Here is a 16,657-nt window from a genome sequence, read left to right on the forward strand (position 1 = left end):
ATTATACCCTGCCTTCAACATTCAATTATGTATTTAATAGAATTTTCCCTGTCATTGAAGTATCGTATCCGGTCTGCTGGTTAACGGCCTGGATAAATCCTGGAGATCCTAAAGTATTAAGCAACTGATTCCAAATAGATGTTTTTGCTGTCTTACCCAAACAGACTAGATCATATCTTTCTTGGAATAGCGGGATAAAATCAAGGCCAAGTCGTTTTGCGGCGGCTTTTACTCCAACGCCCACATCGGCTTGTCCGTTAGCGATAAGACAGGCAAGGGCCGAGTGGGTAGTTTCTTCGTGAGCGTAACCCTGGATTCGATCAGGTGAGATTTTTTTCGCTTGTAAGAATGAGTCAATTCGCAAACGAGTACCGGATCCTTTCTGGCGGTTAACAAAACGAACCCCTACTTGAGTCAGATCGTCCCATGTCTCTAGATTGAGAGGATTTCCAGAAGCCACGATGAAACCTTGCTGACGTTGAACTAAGTTTACAATGCAAACAGATTCATTGGGGATAATATGACGGACGTAAGAAATATTATAATCTCGTAAATCGTTATCCCACAGATGTATCCCTGTAATATCTGCTTCCCCGTTGTAAAGTGCAATTAGCCCGTCCATACTTCCTCTAAAAGAAAGTGACGTTTCAATGGGAATCGCATTATGCTTAAGAAATTCAAAGAGTAGTTCTACGACCGGGTCATGACTTCCAATAAAACAAAGACTTGGTTGTGTCAGATTCTCCGATGGTATAGTCTTAGAAGTTTTATAGTTACTCATTGTTCCGTGTAAATAATGGTCAAGTACAGCAGGATCTACCCGAAGTTGTCGGCCAATGCGCTGAGCAGGAATCTCTCCCCGTTTTATCAGCTCATACATGGTGTACGTCGAGATTTTTAGTATTTTCGCTGCTTCAACCGGAGTCAGTGTTTGACTCAATGTAGTCACCCTCTGTATAATCATAATTCGTGAACTTAATAGGGTTGTCTAAAAAGCAAATCAATACGGCAAATTAAACTGTAAGGGTTTAGCTTGAACCTGAATAATGAAGACACTGTCCCAATATTTATGATATATTAAATGATCTTGAAAATCAAATACTTCTTTTTTTGCTCTAACATAATATAGTCTCTCAGAATGATTAAAGCCGTAGTTTATGTTTAATACCCAAAGGTGGCTAAAGAGAATTATACACAATTTCAGCAATGTCCTGACATTCGATCACCTTTTCGGAATTCTGCGCTTCTTTAGTTAGTGTTAATAAACACAAGGAACAGGCGCTGGCAAGAAGATCTGAATTGGTCCTAAGCACTTTTTTCATAAGGAGGCTGCTAATACCCTCCTTCTCTTTGTCTTTTATCCATATTCGGCCTCCCCCGGCTCCGCAGCAAAATGCCATGTTTCGATTACTTTTTTTCATCTCTATCAGTTCCAGTCCGGGAATTGAAGTTAAAACAGCCCTAGGTGCTTCGTAAATCGAGTTATACCTTCCCAGATAACATGGGTCATGAAAGGTGACTTTACATTGATTGGCCTTTTGTGGTTTAATTTTCCCTGATTTGATAAGATCTGCAATTAGCTCTGAATGATGCATAACATTATACTGTCCTCCGAGCTCTGAATATTCGTTTTTAAGGGTATGAAAACAATGTGGGCAATGAGTAACGATCGTTTTAAACTCATATCGATTTAAGTTTTGGATATTTTCAAGGGCCAGCTGTCGAAAAAGTTTTTCATTTCCTAATCGCCTTACCGTACTTCCACAACATTCTTCTTCCTTACCTAGGATGGCATAATTTACCCCTGCCTGTTCTAAGATTTTAATCATTGCCTGGGAAACCTTTAAATTGCGGGAGTCAAATGTCCCATAACATCCTACCCAATACAAAATATCTGTTTGCTTTACCTTACTAAGAAGAGGTGCCGATGTTCCTCTGCCTAAATATTCCTTTTCATCGAAACAGAAGCTTAATCCCCAGGGGTTACCTTTTAGAGCAATATTATCGAATTTCGTATAAACTTCAAGAGGATAGCCAGTTTCCATTGTAGCTAGATTGCGTCTCAGATCTACAATTCTTTTAATATGCTCCATATTGAGCGGGCATTTAACTTCACAAAGTCCACATGTTGTACAAGACCATAACGTCTCTTTGGAAATTATGGTATCAATTAAGGGAATCTCGAAAGTCTCAGCTATATTTTTCGAGTTAGCGTGTCTTTTAAAATCCTGAATCATCCCTCTTGGCGTAAGGGGATCTCCACTTGCATAAGCCGGACATCCCTTTTGACACCTCAGGCAGGAAACACAAGCGTCAAATTCAATAAGTTGTTTTTTGCTGAAATCCTTTAGCCGGGCAACTCCAGTGTCATGTTCTTGTTCTGTGATTGGATCAGCCGTGGTCAAAGTTCCAAGAGAGGATGAAGGTTTGAGGATAATATTTAGTGAAGATGCAATCATATGAAATAGTTTTGAGTATGGAATATACGCAATAAGTCCTATACCTATAATCATATGAAAATACCATAAGCCGGTATAAATTGAGTGGGCCGCTTTAACTGATAATCCGGATTTCTTGGCTAAAAATGAGAGAAATAGCCCGACAGGTGTCCATACTGCCCAACTGTCACCGATAACATATATCCTTAAACCCTCTAAAATAAAGCCCGTTAAAAGAATTGCAAAAACCAGAAAAAGCAAAAAGCCATCGTCAAACGTATAATCAGAATGGTCACGTTTGGTGATATAACGTTTGTAGGCTGCCATAAGTGTTCCTATCGTCGCCAGCAGTCCGAATATATCCATTAAAAAGCTAATAACCAGATACTTTATGCCATAAAATATTGGTATTTTAAAATCCACTTGAAGTCCTATCATTACTGTTCCTATCAGTAAAATCAAAAAGCCATAAAACATACCCAGGTGCATAAGGCGGCGAAAAGTTCCCTTGAAAATTTGATTATTATGCATAGATAAGTCCGAAATGAACGCTTTATATCTATAGCCTAAGTTATCAAATGGCCTTGACCGTCCTTGTCCCCAACGTCTTAGCTTTTTAACAGTGCCAATTAAAAAAATCAGGAAGGATACTAAGGCCCAAAGATACATTATACCCTCCCCGTTTGTGTTCCAAAACAAGGGTCTTGTTGCTCCCATTAGAAACCTCCGATTTATGATTTTGAATGAAAACTCATTTGAGTCACCTTAATTATAATATAAAATCCAACTATACAACTGAATTTTTGATCAAGCTCTTGAACTAGATTTCGAAATCCGACCATTATCTATCCTATAGAAACCATACGAAGAAAACAAAACTGTTGATCTTATTTAATAGAAAAGCCCCTCGTCTCTTGGATCGAAGGGGTGTAGGGTAGGCGGAAATAGAGAGATTGTCGAGCTATGTAATAATGATTAAGACATCAAAGAGAGAAGCCTGAATATTAGCTCCTCTCTTTGAATTAGCTTTATTCTTTATTAATTATTTTGGAATTTTTTCGCACAAAGCTTCTCGTACTGATAAATATACCGCTTACATTGCGTTTTTATAAATTTGAATCACTTGTTCCAGGGTTGCTGTCCGCGGATTGGTCAATTGACATGCATCCATTTTTGCATTACCTGCCATGAGGGCAAAGTCTTCTTCTTTGACTCCAAGTACAGATAATCCTGTGGGAATTCCAACATCTTGAGAAAGTGTTGCAATTGCGCTGAAACATTTTTCAGCAGCTTCTCTGGCCGAAAGTCCTGTAATATTTTCTCCCATGGCTTCAGCAATCTCTCCAAAACGTTCGAGATTACCTATCATGTTAAAGCGTGATACATGCGGCAAAAGGATGGCGTTACAAACACCATGAGGTAAGTTATAAAAACCACCTAATTGATGAGCCATAGCATGAACATAACCTAAACTGGCATTATTGAAAGCCATACCGGCCAATAATTGAGCATAGGCCATTTGTTCACGTGCTTGAAAATCATCGCCATTAGCTACGGCTCGACGCAAATATTTACTAATTAATTTAAAAGCCATCAGAGCTGCCGAATCCGTTACAGGCGTGGCTATTGTGGAAACATAGGCTTCCACAGCATGGGTAAGGGCATCCATTCCGGTAGATGCTGTCAGACTAGGCGGTTGTTTCATCATCAATAGGGGATCATTAATGGAAACATTAGGGGTTACATGCCAATCAACAATAGCCATTTTGATATGTCGTGCTAGATCCGTGATAATGCAGAATCTTGTCATTTCTGCAGCAGTTCCAGCGGTAGTATTGATAGCTATCATTGGAGCCATCGGCAAAGGAGATTTATCCACACCTTCATAGTCATTAATTCTTCCACCATTTCCAGCAACAAGTCCGATCCCTTTGGCACAATCGTGCGAAGATCCTCCGCCTACGGATACAATAAGATTACAGCCCTCTTTTGTATAGAGGTCAAACCCATCATGAACATTTTTGTCGGTTGGATTCGGTTCAGCCCCTCCATAAATAACAACATCGAGACCTTCTTTTTTGATGATATCAGCAATATCTTGAGCCATCCCGATTTTTTCAAGGAAGGCATCAGTTACCAAAAGTACTTTTTTTCCACCCAATAATTTAGCTTGTTTTCCAGTCTCTTGAGCTGCTCCAGCTCCCATGAGGTTCACGGTTGGCATATAATAGCCATAAACTTGATTAATAATTGCCATATTAGTTTCCTCCATTTGCTTTTGATGTTTCGTTTTTTGCTTAATGGTTTCTTCGTTTGCATTATTCTCGGGATCATCCATAAAATAAAGCAAAATTCATGCCAAAAAGTAAGAAAATTTTAGTAATTAATTTCACTTAGAGAGAAATCAGTGATAAGTTAATATTGAATTAAATGAATGATGTATAAATTCACACTTTATAGAAATATTAGTTTCGTTAATGTGTTAGTATGGAGCACTTTGTTCAAGACAGGCGCATTATTTTGGAACACTTTGTAGACCATTGGCTAATTAACAAGTTTTAGCTCAAAAAGCAAATAGGAATTTTATGGTTAATATATAATATTACCTTCCATTACAAACTTGACTCAGAGCGCACCGACAAGGATTTAAGTTATTGTGCTTAACAAATAAATACATCTGTGGATGTTCTCGACTTCTAAATAATATATTATAATTAATATAATAATCTGTTCCAGTTTACACTCCCACAAGTAATTTCTTAATGCTTATTGTTACATCTGAAGGAGGTATAACAAGATGATCGAAGAACAATTTCAGGAAAGATACAAATCTGGAAATACACCTTGGGATAACGGCAAACCCGATTTCAACCTTATTCAGACTGTAACAACGATGGACATAAAACCCTGTCATGTATTAGAAATCGGATGCGGAACTGGCAATAACTCTATATGGCTTGCACAAAATAACTTTGATGTTATTGGTATCGATGCTTCAGAGATTGCGATACAGAATGCTTTTGAGAAAGCTTCAAAAGCCAAGGTCAATTGTTCCTTTATCGAGACGAACTTTCTTAAAAACAAAATTGAAGGCGCACCATTTGGCTTTGTCTTTGATAGAGGTTGTTTTCATGTATTTAATTCGGATCAAGAACGAATTATCTTTGCTAAAAAAGTATCAGCCAATCTGGAAAAAGACGGTCTCTGGTTGAGTATTGTTGGCAACGCTGATGAACAACGTAATCATCCAGGTCCACCTCAGCGTAATGCCAGAGATATAGTTAACTCAGTGGAACCTTACTTCGAAATTCTTTCGCTCGTTTCAAGCCATTTCGAATCCGACCGTCCGAACCCTCCTAGAGCTTGGGTTTGTTTAATGCGAAAAAGGAACTCTTCCTTTTAGTGCCACCTCTTTATAATCTTGACAAATTCTTGAAACAATGCTCATAAAATATCATGAATTTTATTGTATTCTAATTGCAGAGGAAATCACAAAGATAAAGATAAGAAAAACCATGAAAAAGACTAAAAGCCGCCCTTGCTGTGGGGCGGCTTTTAATTTGAAACCTTTACTTTTAAAACTTAAATGAATCCAAATTTCCTATAGGTAAGTCCAACTCATAGGTTCGTTCGATCAGTTTCTTTCCCCACTCCTTATTTTCATGTTCCGCCACTTTCTTAAACCCTACCTTCATGTACATTTTGATCGCAATTTTCTGGTCATCTGTAGTCTCCAGAAATACCTGCTTATATCCTTTCTCCTGGCAATATTTCATAGCTTCATCTAACAAAGTGTTTCCTAAGCCAATTCCTCTGAATGATGGATGGAGAATGAACCATCTTAACTGAGCCCGTGCCGCAGAATGTCCAATAATAGCAACGGCGCCAATTATTTCTCCATTCGCTTCTGCAAACCAGAATCTATCCTTTTCCGCGTTGTAATTATTAAACATATCGAAAATAGTTTTGCAGACATAACCTTCAAACATATAGTTATATTTACATTCTTCAGCATAAAACCTTCCATGAAGATGAATTAAATAGCCCACATCTCCCGGTCTCAATTCACTGCGAATTGTAATCTTTTCTTTGATTTTTAGAGGGTTTTCTGAGAAAGCGTTTTGGATCGTTTTCATACTTTCTACAACGCTCATTTTATCTTGTTCTGGCAGACAGCTGATTAATTTATAGATTTGAGCATTAGACAGATCATCCAACGTTGAAAGAGTATTTTTGCCTTTATCCGTAAGGTAAAGGTAATATAACCGACCATCTTCCGGGGATTGTACTCTGTATATAAGGCTATCATTCTCAAAGCGTTTTAATATTCTGCTTAGATAACCCGGATCAATTTTTAACTCGTCTATTAATTTCTTAGCTGTACAAACTTCCATATGTTCAATATCGTATAAGACCCGAACTTCTGCAAGCGAAAATTCGCTTTCATAAATATGCTTGTCCAGTAATCCCAAAATATTAGTGTAGAACCGATTGAAGCTTCGAATGATTTGTATCAAATTCATGTACTGCGAATTCACGATGGACCCTCCTCCTCAATATAGTCACTTAATTAAATATGATATAATTTTAATAAATTATTTGACTTTGTCAACTATTTATTTACACTTTTTCAAATTGGCATGAATATAACTCTACTCAGGTTCAAACTGTCTGGTCTCATTCATATTGAAGGATAACAATCTCTTTATCTTCTTTGTATTCTCTTATATTGGCTTTATCAATGTCCAATTCCTTACACGTTTTAGCCTTTAACCCTGAAGCAGCAATGAATTTATCGACCTTTTCAAATAAAAAGCCAAGTAACCCGAACGCCTTTGTCCGGTAATGCATCGGGATCACAATTGCCGGATTAAGCTGCTTCATAACTTGAACAGCATCCAGTGCATCAATGGTAGCGCGTCCACCAACGGGAAGCAGGAGTATGTCTACGGTTCCTATTTCGTTAATCTGAGTATCTGTCAGCATATGTCCCAGATCGCCGCAGTGGCAAACATTGATTCCATCGATACTAAAGTTATATACCGTATTTTTTCCTCTTTTGCTGCCCAAAGCCTTGTCATGAAATGTTGCTACCCCTTTTATAGCAATACCATTTACCGCAAAAGTTCCGAGTTCGTTGATATGGGTAAAGCTGCATTTGACTGCATTAACATTATTATGATCGCTGTGATTGTGACTGGTTGATACGATATCCGCTTCAATTTCAGGCAGCTTATAACCCAACATATTTTTAAACGGGTCAGTGAGTATTTTTGTTCCATTTTCCGAAGTTATCAGAAAACATGATTGGCCTAACCATTTGATTTTCAATTTGCGGCACCCCTTTTTATGGTTGATCAGCACATTTCATTATGTTAGCAAAAGTGGAGTGTTCTCCATTTAGTATAAATAGTATAAACGGAGATCGCTCCACTTGTCAAGATGATCAACAACCAACTTACCATCAAAAACAGGTTAGATTTCCGTCAGCTTGAAGTACAGGTCTACATCAAATTGTCAATCGGTTTTGCCGTTTTGAATATAGTCCCCTCGACAGCCTGCTTGGGAGGGGACTATGAAATTTGCCAAAAAATCACCCTTGACGGTTCAAATGATGTTTCAAAGGATAGGGTTGTTTCAATTTATCTAATTTAAGCAGCAAAACTCCGGATACAATAAGCAACCCTCCAAACAGTTGGCCGCTTGTTAGTGTTTCTCCTAAAATGAAACTAGCTAATAAGGTCGTAATTGCAGGTTCTATGGTACTTAAGATAGAAGCTCGGCTTGCGCCTAAAAGGGATAGCCCTTTTTGATAACAAAAAAGAGGAATAATCGTACATAATATGGCTGTTCCAAGGCCTACGGTCCACAGGGTCAACTGAGAGTGCCCCGAAAAGACATTGATTGGAGGATAAATTACAATGGTGGCAAACAAACAAATGATGGTTATACAAGCAGATACGGTAAATGGATCCGACTTTTCGGAAAGATACTGTCCATTGATATTGTACAGGGCATAAAATAAGGCAGATGCAACAGCATAAAAAAGTCCCGACATACTCATTTTTTGCCCAGACATGTTTCCGGCATCTACAACCAGCAAGCAACCGATAAAGGCGATAAGCAAAGTAACTACCTTAACGAATGATATTTTCTCTTTAAAAATTAAGGTGGACATAAGTACAACCATTAGAGGATAGGTATAAAGCAATATATTTGTAATGATGACAGACATATGCTTAATGGAGAGAAAATAGGTATATGAACATCCAAAAAAAAGTAAGCCCTGGAGGGCTAATTGAATAGAACAAGATTTAGATATCTTGAAGCCCTTTTTTCTACTGACAAATAGGATAAAACCCATTAAGCTGCTGGCTATGAAAAATCGTGAGAATAACATATGATCCATGGTTAGGCCTATGTTATACCCCCATTTTATGAATATGGGCAAAGCCCCATAGCCTATGGCAGCTAAAATAATTAATAAATAGCCATTTAGCATGTCATTGTTTCACTTCTCCTAACACATATTACCCGATACTTAAAATTATAGGTAACGAACCGACTATTTACCAATACCTAATGATTATATAGGGTATACACAAAATTTTAGTAATTTTACGTGTACCAAAAAAGTGAACCTAGAAATGCCAATATATTATGAACCTAAAACTTTACAAGTACCTTTGTTCATAGCTGCTACTGCCGCCGCCACCAGAATTATTCCCATTACGGCAGGCGCGTAATGTCCAAGTGATACATACAATCCACCTCCAAGGATAGGCCCGATAATTCGCGTCAAAGCCTGAACGGACTGACTGCCTCCTTGAACCCTGCCTTGCTCATCGGAGCTGACAGCACTGGAAGTTATCCCATTTACTGCCGGGCCAAAAATGGCATCTCCAAAACCGAACACAATTGTACCTGCGATAAAAAATGGAAAGTATAAGAATATACCGGATACCGCAATGAGAGCATAAGCTATAGTCTCAGAAACCATGCCAAGAACTGCTATTTGTGACACTTTGAGTTTCTTCAGAAGCTTGGGCATTATAAGACTTTGAGTAATAATATCCAGTACGCCGAGAATAGAGAACATAACTCCTATTATTGTCGGACCCCATTTAAAGGCATCTTTGGCGAATTGTGAAAAAAGGGTTTGCAGAGAACCGGAGGGTACTCCGAGCAAGAATATCGCAATGAAAATCCATTTTAGATTATTGGTAGAAAATATACTTGCTAATTGAGTAAATGGATTCAACCTCGCTAAGGAGATTGTATCCATTCTGCGGTCTTTGCTAAGACTTTCGGGCATATAAATGGCCCCATAGACGACATTTAACAAAGTTATTATTGCTCCAAAATATATGGGAGTAGAATAGCCGAAATTAGCAAGCAATCCGCCTAGACTAGGTCCGATGATGGAGCCTGCACCAGCCGCTGCGCCAGCCCATCCGAAGTATTTCGTTCGCTGATCCGCTGGAGTGATGTCTGCAAAATATGCCAAGGTGGTGCTTATGTTACCGCCTGTAAGCCCATCTATTATGCGTCCCAGAAACAGTACCCACAGAGCTCCGCCTATACCAAAGATCAAGTATCCGGCAGCGGAGCCCAAAAGGCATATTATGAGTATCGGACGGCGACCATACCGATCGCTCAAAGCTCCAAGACCGGGAGCCGCCAAAAAAACGCAGACCGCGTAGATGAAGGTCAGCAGTGCAACGACTATAGCCTGATTTCCAGGACTCTTTACAAAGGGTTGTACCAAAAATGGGACAACAGGTGCTGTGAGACCGAAACCTATACCATAAAGAAATACGGAAATCAGACCGAATATTAAAGCATTCTTATTAACAGTTTGTTCTATAGATTTTGTATTAATTGATTTTAATTCGCTCATCAAGATTTCTCCTCTCGAAAAAAAGTGGTTATGTTTCCTTGGCAACATAACCACTTTAGCATTGTATTGTTTCCTTGTCAACTATATTGTTTCCGTGTTAATTATAAAAAGAGGAGAGTATCCTACGTTGATATTCCAACGTTTTGACACTCTCCCCTTTAGGCTGATTTATTACAATCCGTTATTCAAATTCATTTCCATTTGCCATTCTACACTTTGTTTCTTGATTTCTGCATCCAAATGTCTTCTATACGTTTCCACGAAGCTTAGCATCGTATCAAATTGTTCTTCGGTTACCTGCTCAAATACGACTTTATCCCGCTCCTGAAACTCTTTATGCAGTTCCTCATGGACTTTGTAAATTTCTTTCCCTTGCGGAGTCAAGCGAAAATAGATTTCTTTCTTGTTAACTGGCTTCTGGTAGCTTTCAATAACGCCTTTTACAATGAGCTTCTTAGCTATTTTACTTATGGCTCCCCTGGTCATATAAAAGGACTCCGCAAGTTTTGTCACATTGGAATCCTCATTTCTTCCGATGTATTCAATGCAATGTACTTCAGAAGACTTATAACCCTTAAGACTGTCTTCCATCTTCCTATTAAGAAAAACCATCTTGTTGTATAAGTCCCTGAAGCCCATCATGAGCTGTTCTTCTTTGTCCATGGCCAGTCCTCCCACCCGTTGGTGCATTAACAATATTATATTAAACTTTTGTTTCTATTTCAACAATACTAAAGTAGTTATTCAAAGCACCTATCTTTATAGATAAATCTTTTCTTATGCTGTTCTTAGGCGGGTTAGGAGCATGTTCTGACACGTTATTCTCTTTATATAAAAAGACGTCAAGATTTGTTCTTCTGACGCCTTTTTGTTTTACTCAGTAAATTTATTGTTTTGGGGCGATAAACAAGCTCGGACACTCGATTAGTCGGTTTAGCATCTATGAACTAACACGATTAAGCAAGAGCAAAATTTACAGCCTCTTTAGCATGAAGTTCGGTTGTATCAAACAATGGCACTGTGGAGTCTTCAGATTTAACTAATAGACCAATTTCTGTACAGCCTAGAATAATTCCCTTCGCGCCCAGCTCAATTAAGTTCTGAATAATACGCTGATAGTTAGCCCTGGATTCTTCTAAGATTTGTCCCAAGCATAGTTCATTAAAAATCACATCATTTACAATTACCCTATCTGCTTCCTCAGGAATCAAAACCTTGATGCCCTGAGCCTCTAAACGCGCTTTATAAAAATCTTGTTCCATTGTATATCTTGTTCCCAAAAGACCAACAACATTGATTCCTTTCGAAATAACTTCTTGCGCCGTGACATCAGCAATGTGCAATAATGGTATATGAACACCGGCCTGGATCTCCTCTGCAACTTTGTGCATAGTATTGGTACAAATAATAATAAAGTCAGCACCGGCGGCCTCTAGACTATGGGCAGCACCTGTTAGAATTTGAGCAGCCTTTTCCCACTCATTATTCCTTTGGCAAACTTCGATTTCCTCGAAGTCAACACTGTAAAGAACGCATTTAGCGGAATGTAAACCTCCGAGCCTCTGCTTAATTTCTTCATTAAGAATACGGTAATATTCAGAGGAGGATTCCCAACTCATCCCACCAATTAAACCTATTGTTTTCATCAATACTCTCCCCCATAATTCCCTCCACCGTTGGTACGCTATCCCAAATCATATAAACTGTTTCAAAGTTTCTCCAAGATATTTAATACCTTCAATTATCCTCTCCTCAGGCATGTTAGAATAATTGACCCTAAAGGTGTTCTCTTTTCCGCCGTTAGGAAAGAAAGAACCCCCCGGCACAAAGGCGACTTTATTTTCTAGACTTTTTTCCAAGACGTCTCTGGCATTAACGTTCGCGGGCAGCTCTACCCAAGCAAATAATCCCCCTTGAGGTCTCGTAAAGGTTACACCATCTGGAAATTCCTTTTCCATAGCTTGGACCATTATAGTTTTCCGTCTCTTATAAACTTCACGTATTATAGCAATATGCTCATCAATATCATACAACTCAAGGTATTTGGCAATTTCCCTTTGGGCAAGGGTATTGCTTTGCAAATCTGTCCCTTGTTTTACAAGTACATACTTCTCAATAACCGACTTTTCACCTGCAACCCAACCAATTCTATAGCCTGGACAAAATGTTTTGGAAAATGTTCCATAACAAAGCACACTACCTGCCTGGTCGAAGGATTTAACAGATGGTAAATTTTCACCTTCAAACCTCAGTTCTCCATAAGGATTGTCTTCAATAATCATAACATTGTGCTTTGTTGCCACCTCAACCAGATATTTTCTTCTCTCAAGGCTCCAGGTTCTTCCCGTTGGATTTTGAAAGTCAGGAATGATGTAAATTAATTTCACTCGTTTAGTGTTTTCCAAAATCCGATCCAGTTCTTCCGGTATCATCCCCACATCATCTGTAGGAACCTCTACAAACTCGCAGCCATAAGCTCTGAAGGCACTTATAGCAGCAAGGTATGTCGGGCTTTCACATAGTACAATATCTCCTTCATCAAGAAAAACTTTACCCGTAAGGTCAAGAGCCTGCTGAGAACCGTGGGTTATAAGTATATTTTCGGAATCGAAGCTAGTTCCTAACCGTTGATTCATTCTTTGCGCTATCCATTGCCTGAGTGGGGCATATCCTTCCGTGGCTGAATATTGTAACGCTTTTGCACCTTCTTCCTCAAGCACAATTCTGCATACTTCTTTGATTTCTTCTACAGGGAAAAGCTCTGGTGCAGGCAAACCTCCAGCAAATGAAATATACTCTGGTCTCTCAGCAACCTTTAAAATCTCTCTGATCTCGGACGCCTTTATGTATTCCATTCTCTTTGCATACTTAAAATCCACACTAACTCCTCCTTCATCTCGCTTAAAATGAAAACCATCTATCTTAAACAATGGGATTGATCTCCAGTGCGGGATAAACGTCGCAATGATTTTGCTCATCTATCAACTCTTTCATAGCCACACACAATCTTTGAATCCCATCCGTGATATCTTTAAGTTCTTCAAAGGTAAAGTTTAAACGTATAAAATCGTCACCCTGCCCCGAGGTAAAGAAAGGAGTTCCCGGGACGAAAACTACCTTGCGTTCTGCTGCCTTGGTAATTAGTTTTGATGCTGAAACTCCACATGGAAGCTTACACCAAATGTAGTAGCCTCCTCTAGGCATATTCCATAGTAAATCTGCCGGTGCATTTTTGGTCAGCGCATCGTACATTGCATTTCTTTTTTCCCGATAGTCTTTGCAAAGCCTGGGAATATGCGCTTCAAGTCCCCCGCTTCTAATAAACTGTTCAATAATCCACTGTGATAAACTGCTGGAATGTAAATCCATGATTTGTTTCGCAGCTGCAAATTTTTTTATGACCTTTTTATGCGCCGTCATCCAGCCCAATCTCAAACCTGAATAAACAGTTTTGGAAAAGGTACTTAAGTAAATTACATATCCGTCATTATCCATTGCTTTCAGCAAAGGAAGTGAATGACCTTCATAACAAAGGCCCCCATAGGCATCGTCCTCAATAATCAGAACCTTGTATTTATAGGCCAGTTCAATCAGTCGTTTTCTTCGTTCCAGCTCCATTTCAGTCCCTGTAGGATTGTGAAATGTTGGTATTGTATAAATCAATTTGGGTCTGTACCTTTGTAATAGCTGTTCAAGTAAGTCGACTCTCATACCCTTTTCGTCAATCGGAATTCCCATAACTCTGGCACCGATAGATTTGAACACTTGTATCGCGGGAAAAAATGATGGTTCTTCAACGACAACGATATCCCCTGGATCAAGTATTATCCTTGCTGCCACATCCAGACCTTGTTGTGAACCCGAAAGAAGCATGATTTCATCATAGCTGCAATATACTCCTCGTTTATGCATCAAACCGGAAATGGCTTCACGCAACGATGTGAAGCCTTCTGTAGGAGAATGCTGCAAAGGCTTATAATTTCTGCTTTCAATTAATTCTTTCTCGATGCCGAGAAAAGCATTTAAAGGACCATTTTCCGGAGAAGCCATTCCTGTCGCAAAAGAAATTACGTCTTTTCTGCTTGCTAAGGTTAACAAGTCCTTTAGAATATAGGAATCAAAATCATTAGCATGATGGCTAAAAATTTGGTTCCAAGCAGGTTCCTGTGAAGTGAAGTTACGCAAATCCGACTCATCCTGAAGACAGGAAAGTACTACAGTTCCATTTCCAACATGAGAACCAACCAGTCCTTCAGCTTTTAACTCGCGATAAGCGTTCAAGATTGTCGTTCTATTAACGCCAAGACTTTGAGCCAACTTCCTTTCAGGAGGAAGTCTGAAACCGGGTGAAAGCTCCCCGGATATAATCATCCGACGTATCTGCTCAAAAATTTGAATATAAACAGGTGTATGATTTCCTCTATCAACGACAAGCCTCATACCAAATCACCTCATTGGATTCATCCAATTAAATTATTAACCCAAAACACACCCAAATCAACTACCAATACCTTAGTTTTTTATTCAGCCAATTGATAATAATGCACTTCAATGGTTCTGCATTGAAGTGCCAAGGTCGGAAATATTTAAAACTATAATTGTTTATAGAGAAACTTAGGCCTTAAATAAAAGTTTAAGTTAGGACTGGATCTCCTAATTCTTAATACACTTTCATCTGAGGCCTAAGCTTTGATCTATTCTGCATCATCGTCATTCTGTAATGTATCGAACAGAATACATATATAATTACGCCTTCGATATAACACGCGGTCTTAGATGTGCCTCGATTGACTTGTCAATATAGAACAATGCATAGATAGCTATTCAAGTAAGCAAGTTTTCCTACTCAAATTCAATCTTATCTTTCTTTCTGTATACAATACCATTAAACCTAGCAATAATTTCCTTATTCTCATCAAATACATCAACATTATAATTTCCGATTTTCTTAGTTGATGATACTTCTTTGGCTTCAGCAATGAGTGTACATCCTTTAGGGGGACGAAAATACGATATAGCAGCATTTATCCCAAGAGAAACTTGTCCATATGAATTAGACGCAGCCGCAAATGCAAAATCTGCCAGCGTAAATATTGCTCCTCCATGCACAATATTAACAGCGTTTAAGTGCTTATCGGTGATCTCCATCTTGGCTTTTGCATATCCAAGCTTCACTTCGACTAGTTTGATTCCTGCCAGAGCTGCGAACTGATCATTTTCTAGGTAACTCATAATGTTTTCGTTCATTACGTCCTCCTGACAATACAATTTTTATGAACTTCCCCACTCGCCACTGGCTATCATGTACAAGGCGTTTAATTCCCTACTCTATTTCCCTTTTTCAAGGCTTAAATCATGGAATTTCCAAAGTGTGACTAGGGAGATAACCGAGCCGCATAAAGCGAAAAACATATCCCACTGGGTATCCCATACATCTCCTTGAGTTCCAAGAAAGGCAGCAGCCGCACTACCTGTAGCCTCTGCTACACCCCACTCAATTAACTCATATGAGGCACTAATCGCAAGACAAATGCAAATTACCAGGAATGACAAAAGTTTACCTCTCCTTATAGGTGACTTTCGCAACAGTATTTCCCTGGAAATAATTGCAGGAACAAAACCCTGTACAAAATGGCCTAAACGGTCATAATAATTCCTTGCTAAGTGAAAATGATCCCGCACCCAATTGAAAAATGGCATTTCAGCATACGTGTAGTGTCCACCAATAACAAGAATTAAAGCGTGCAATAATATTAATACATAGACTAAATTAGTCAGCCGAAACCGAGGATATGTAATAACGATAACTGCCAACCCTATGATGGCTGGTGATACTTCTAAAAACCAAGTAAAAAGATCCTTTGGATTGATGACAGACCAAATGAGGGCAAATAGGAAAATCAATAACAAACCGACATGAAGCGGTTCAATAGTCTTTAATCTTTGTACACGACTCACCTAACTTCCCCTTTCAAGAATTTTGCTGAATAAGTAAATACTCTTCACAATCCTATCCCAACCTTAGAAATGAACTAACTTCTTCCCTCCTACTTATTCCATCATTATCTTATATTTCCTGCATAAAGTCAGCAATAAAAGCAAAGGGAGTGCTCATTCGCTCTGGCATCGATTATTCATTCATTGCATTGTAATTTGGTTTTAATTGGTTATTAATTATTGGTTAAAAAAACAGCATCAAAATGCTGCCGTGGAAAAAGGCTTAACCTTGACCAAGGTCATCGATCAGCCATGGTCCATTATCACTTTCTCTAATCAAAGTAAAACTTTCAGTTTGAATTCCACTAGGCCATGGTCCTTT

Annotated in this window: 14 protein-coding genes; 1 reads left to right on the forward strand and 13 read right to left on the reverse strand. The window is 38.8% G+C overall.

Going from position 1 to position 16,657, the window contains the following annotated elements; translation table 11 throughout:
• Positions 1-25: 25 nt before the first annotated feature.
• The 3 genes from B5Y67_RS15445 to B5Y67_RS15455 form a co-directional block, all read right to left on the reverse strand.
• Positions 26-940, reverse strand: a complete 915-nt coding sequence (locus B5Y67_RS15445; RefSeq protein ID WP_088227324.1) for a helix-turn-helix transcriptional regulator — start codon at positions 938-940, stop codon at positions 26-28.
• A 238-nt stretch (positions 941-1,178) separates the two neighbouring features.
• On the reverse strand, positions 1,179-3,155 hold the full coding sequence (locus tag B5Y67_RS15450; RefSeq protein WP_088227325.1) for a heterodisulfide reductase-related iron-sulfur binding cluster: 1,977 nt from the start codon (positions 3,153-3,155) through the stop codon (positions 1,179-1,181).
• 376 nt (positions 3,156-3,531) lie between these two features.
• On the reverse strand, positions 3,532-4,695 hold the full coding sequence (locus B5Y67_RS15455; RefSeq protein ID WP_088227527.1) for an iron-containing alcohol dehydrogenase: 1,164 nt from the start codon (positions 4,693-4,695) through the stop codon (positions 3,532-3,534).
• Between the two features lie 540 nt (positions 4,696-5,235).
• Here B5Y67_RS15455 and B5Y67_RS15460 point away from each other — a divergent pair.
• Positions 5,236-5,841, forward strand: a complete 606-nt coding sequence (locus tag B5Y67_RS15460; RefSeq protein WP_088227326.1) for a class I SAM-dependent methyltransferase — start codon at positions 5,236-5,238, stop codon at positions 5,839-5,841.
• Between the two features lie 172 nt (positions 5,842-6,013).
• On the opposite strand, the gene B5Y67_RS15465 is transcribed toward B5Y67_RS15460, so the two are convergent.
• The 10 genes from B5Y67_RS15465 to B5Y67_RS15510 all read right to left on the reverse strand — a co-directional run bounded on the left by B5Y67_RS15465 (position 6,014) and on the right by B5Y67_RS15510 (position 16,296).
• Entirely contained in the window at positions 6,014-6,976 is a 963-nt protein-coding gene (locus B5Y67_RS15465) for a helix-turn-helix domain-containing GNAT family N-acetyltransferase (protein ID WP_088227327.1), read from the reverse strand.
• 139 nt (positions 6,977-7,115) lie between these two features.
• Positions 7,116-7,769: an MBL fold metallo-hydrolase gene (locus tag B5Y67_RS15470; protein ID WP_088227328.1), complete on the reverse strand. Its 654-nt coding sequence runs from the start codon at positions 7,767-7,769 to the stop codon at positions 7,116-7,118.
• Positions 7,770-8,031: 262 nt separating this feature from the next.
• Positions 8,032-8,940, reverse strand: a complete 909-nt coding sequence (locus B5Y67_RS15475) for a DMT family transporter (protein WP_088227329.1) — start codon at positions 8,938-8,940, stop codon at positions 8,032-8,034.
• Between the two features lie 156 nt (positions 8,941-9,096).
• Entirely contained in the window at positions 9,097-10,338 is a 1,242-nt protein-coding gene (locus B5Y67_RS15480; protein WP_088227330.1) for an MFS transporter, read from the reverse strand.
• Between the two features lie 171 nt (positions 10,339-10,509).
• The gene (locus B5Y67_RS15485; protein WP_088227331.1) at positions 10,510-11,001 is read right to left on the reverse strand and encodes a MarR family transcriptional regulator; all 492 of its coding nucleotides are present in this window, start codon (positions 10,999-11,001) and stop codon (positions 10,510-10,512) included.
• Positions 11,002-11,294: 293 nt separating this feature from the next.
• Positions 11,295-11,984: an aspartate/glutamate racemase family protein gene (locus B5Y67_RS15490; RefSeq protein ID WP_088227332.1), complete on the reverse strand. Its 690-nt coding sequence runs from the start codon at positions 11,982-11,984 to the stop codon at positions 11,295-11,297.
• Between the two features lie 48 nt (positions 11,985-12,032).
• Positions 12,033-13,217 (reverse strand): PLP-dependent aminotransferase family protein, encoded by a 1,185-nt coding sequence (locus tag B5Y67_RS15495; protein WP_088227528.1) that lies wholly within the window; start codon positions 13,215-13,217, stop codon positions 12,033-12,035.
• A gap of 43 nt (positions 13,218-13,260) precedes the next feature.
• Complete coding sequence (locus tag B5Y67_RS15500; RefSeq protein ID WP_088227333.1) at positions 13,261-14,778, reverse strand: PLP-dependent aminotransferase family protein; 1,518 nt, start codon at positions 14,776-14,778, stop codon at positions 13,261-13,263.
• Between the two features lie 402 nt (positions 14,779-15,180).
• Positions 15,181-15,585, reverse strand: a complete 405-nt coding sequence (locus B5Y67_RS15505) for a PaaI family thioesterase (RefSeq protein WP_088227334.1) — start codon at positions 15,583-15,585, stop codon at positions 15,181-15,183.
• A gap of 81 nt (positions 15,586-15,666) precedes the next feature.
• On the reverse strand, positions 15,667-16,296 hold the full coding sequence (locus tag B5Y67_RS15510) for a DUF2238 domain-containing protein (RefSeq protein WP_088227335.1): 630 nt from the start codon (positions 16,294-16,296) through the stop codon (positions 15,667-15,669).
• Positions 16,297-16,657: the final 361 nt, after the last annotated feature.

It is taken from the genome of Desulfosporosinus sp. FKB (genome assembly GCF_002196705.1).
GTDB lineage: Bacteria > Bacillota > Desulfitobacteriia > Desulfitobacteriales > Desulfitobacteriaceae > Desulfosporosinus.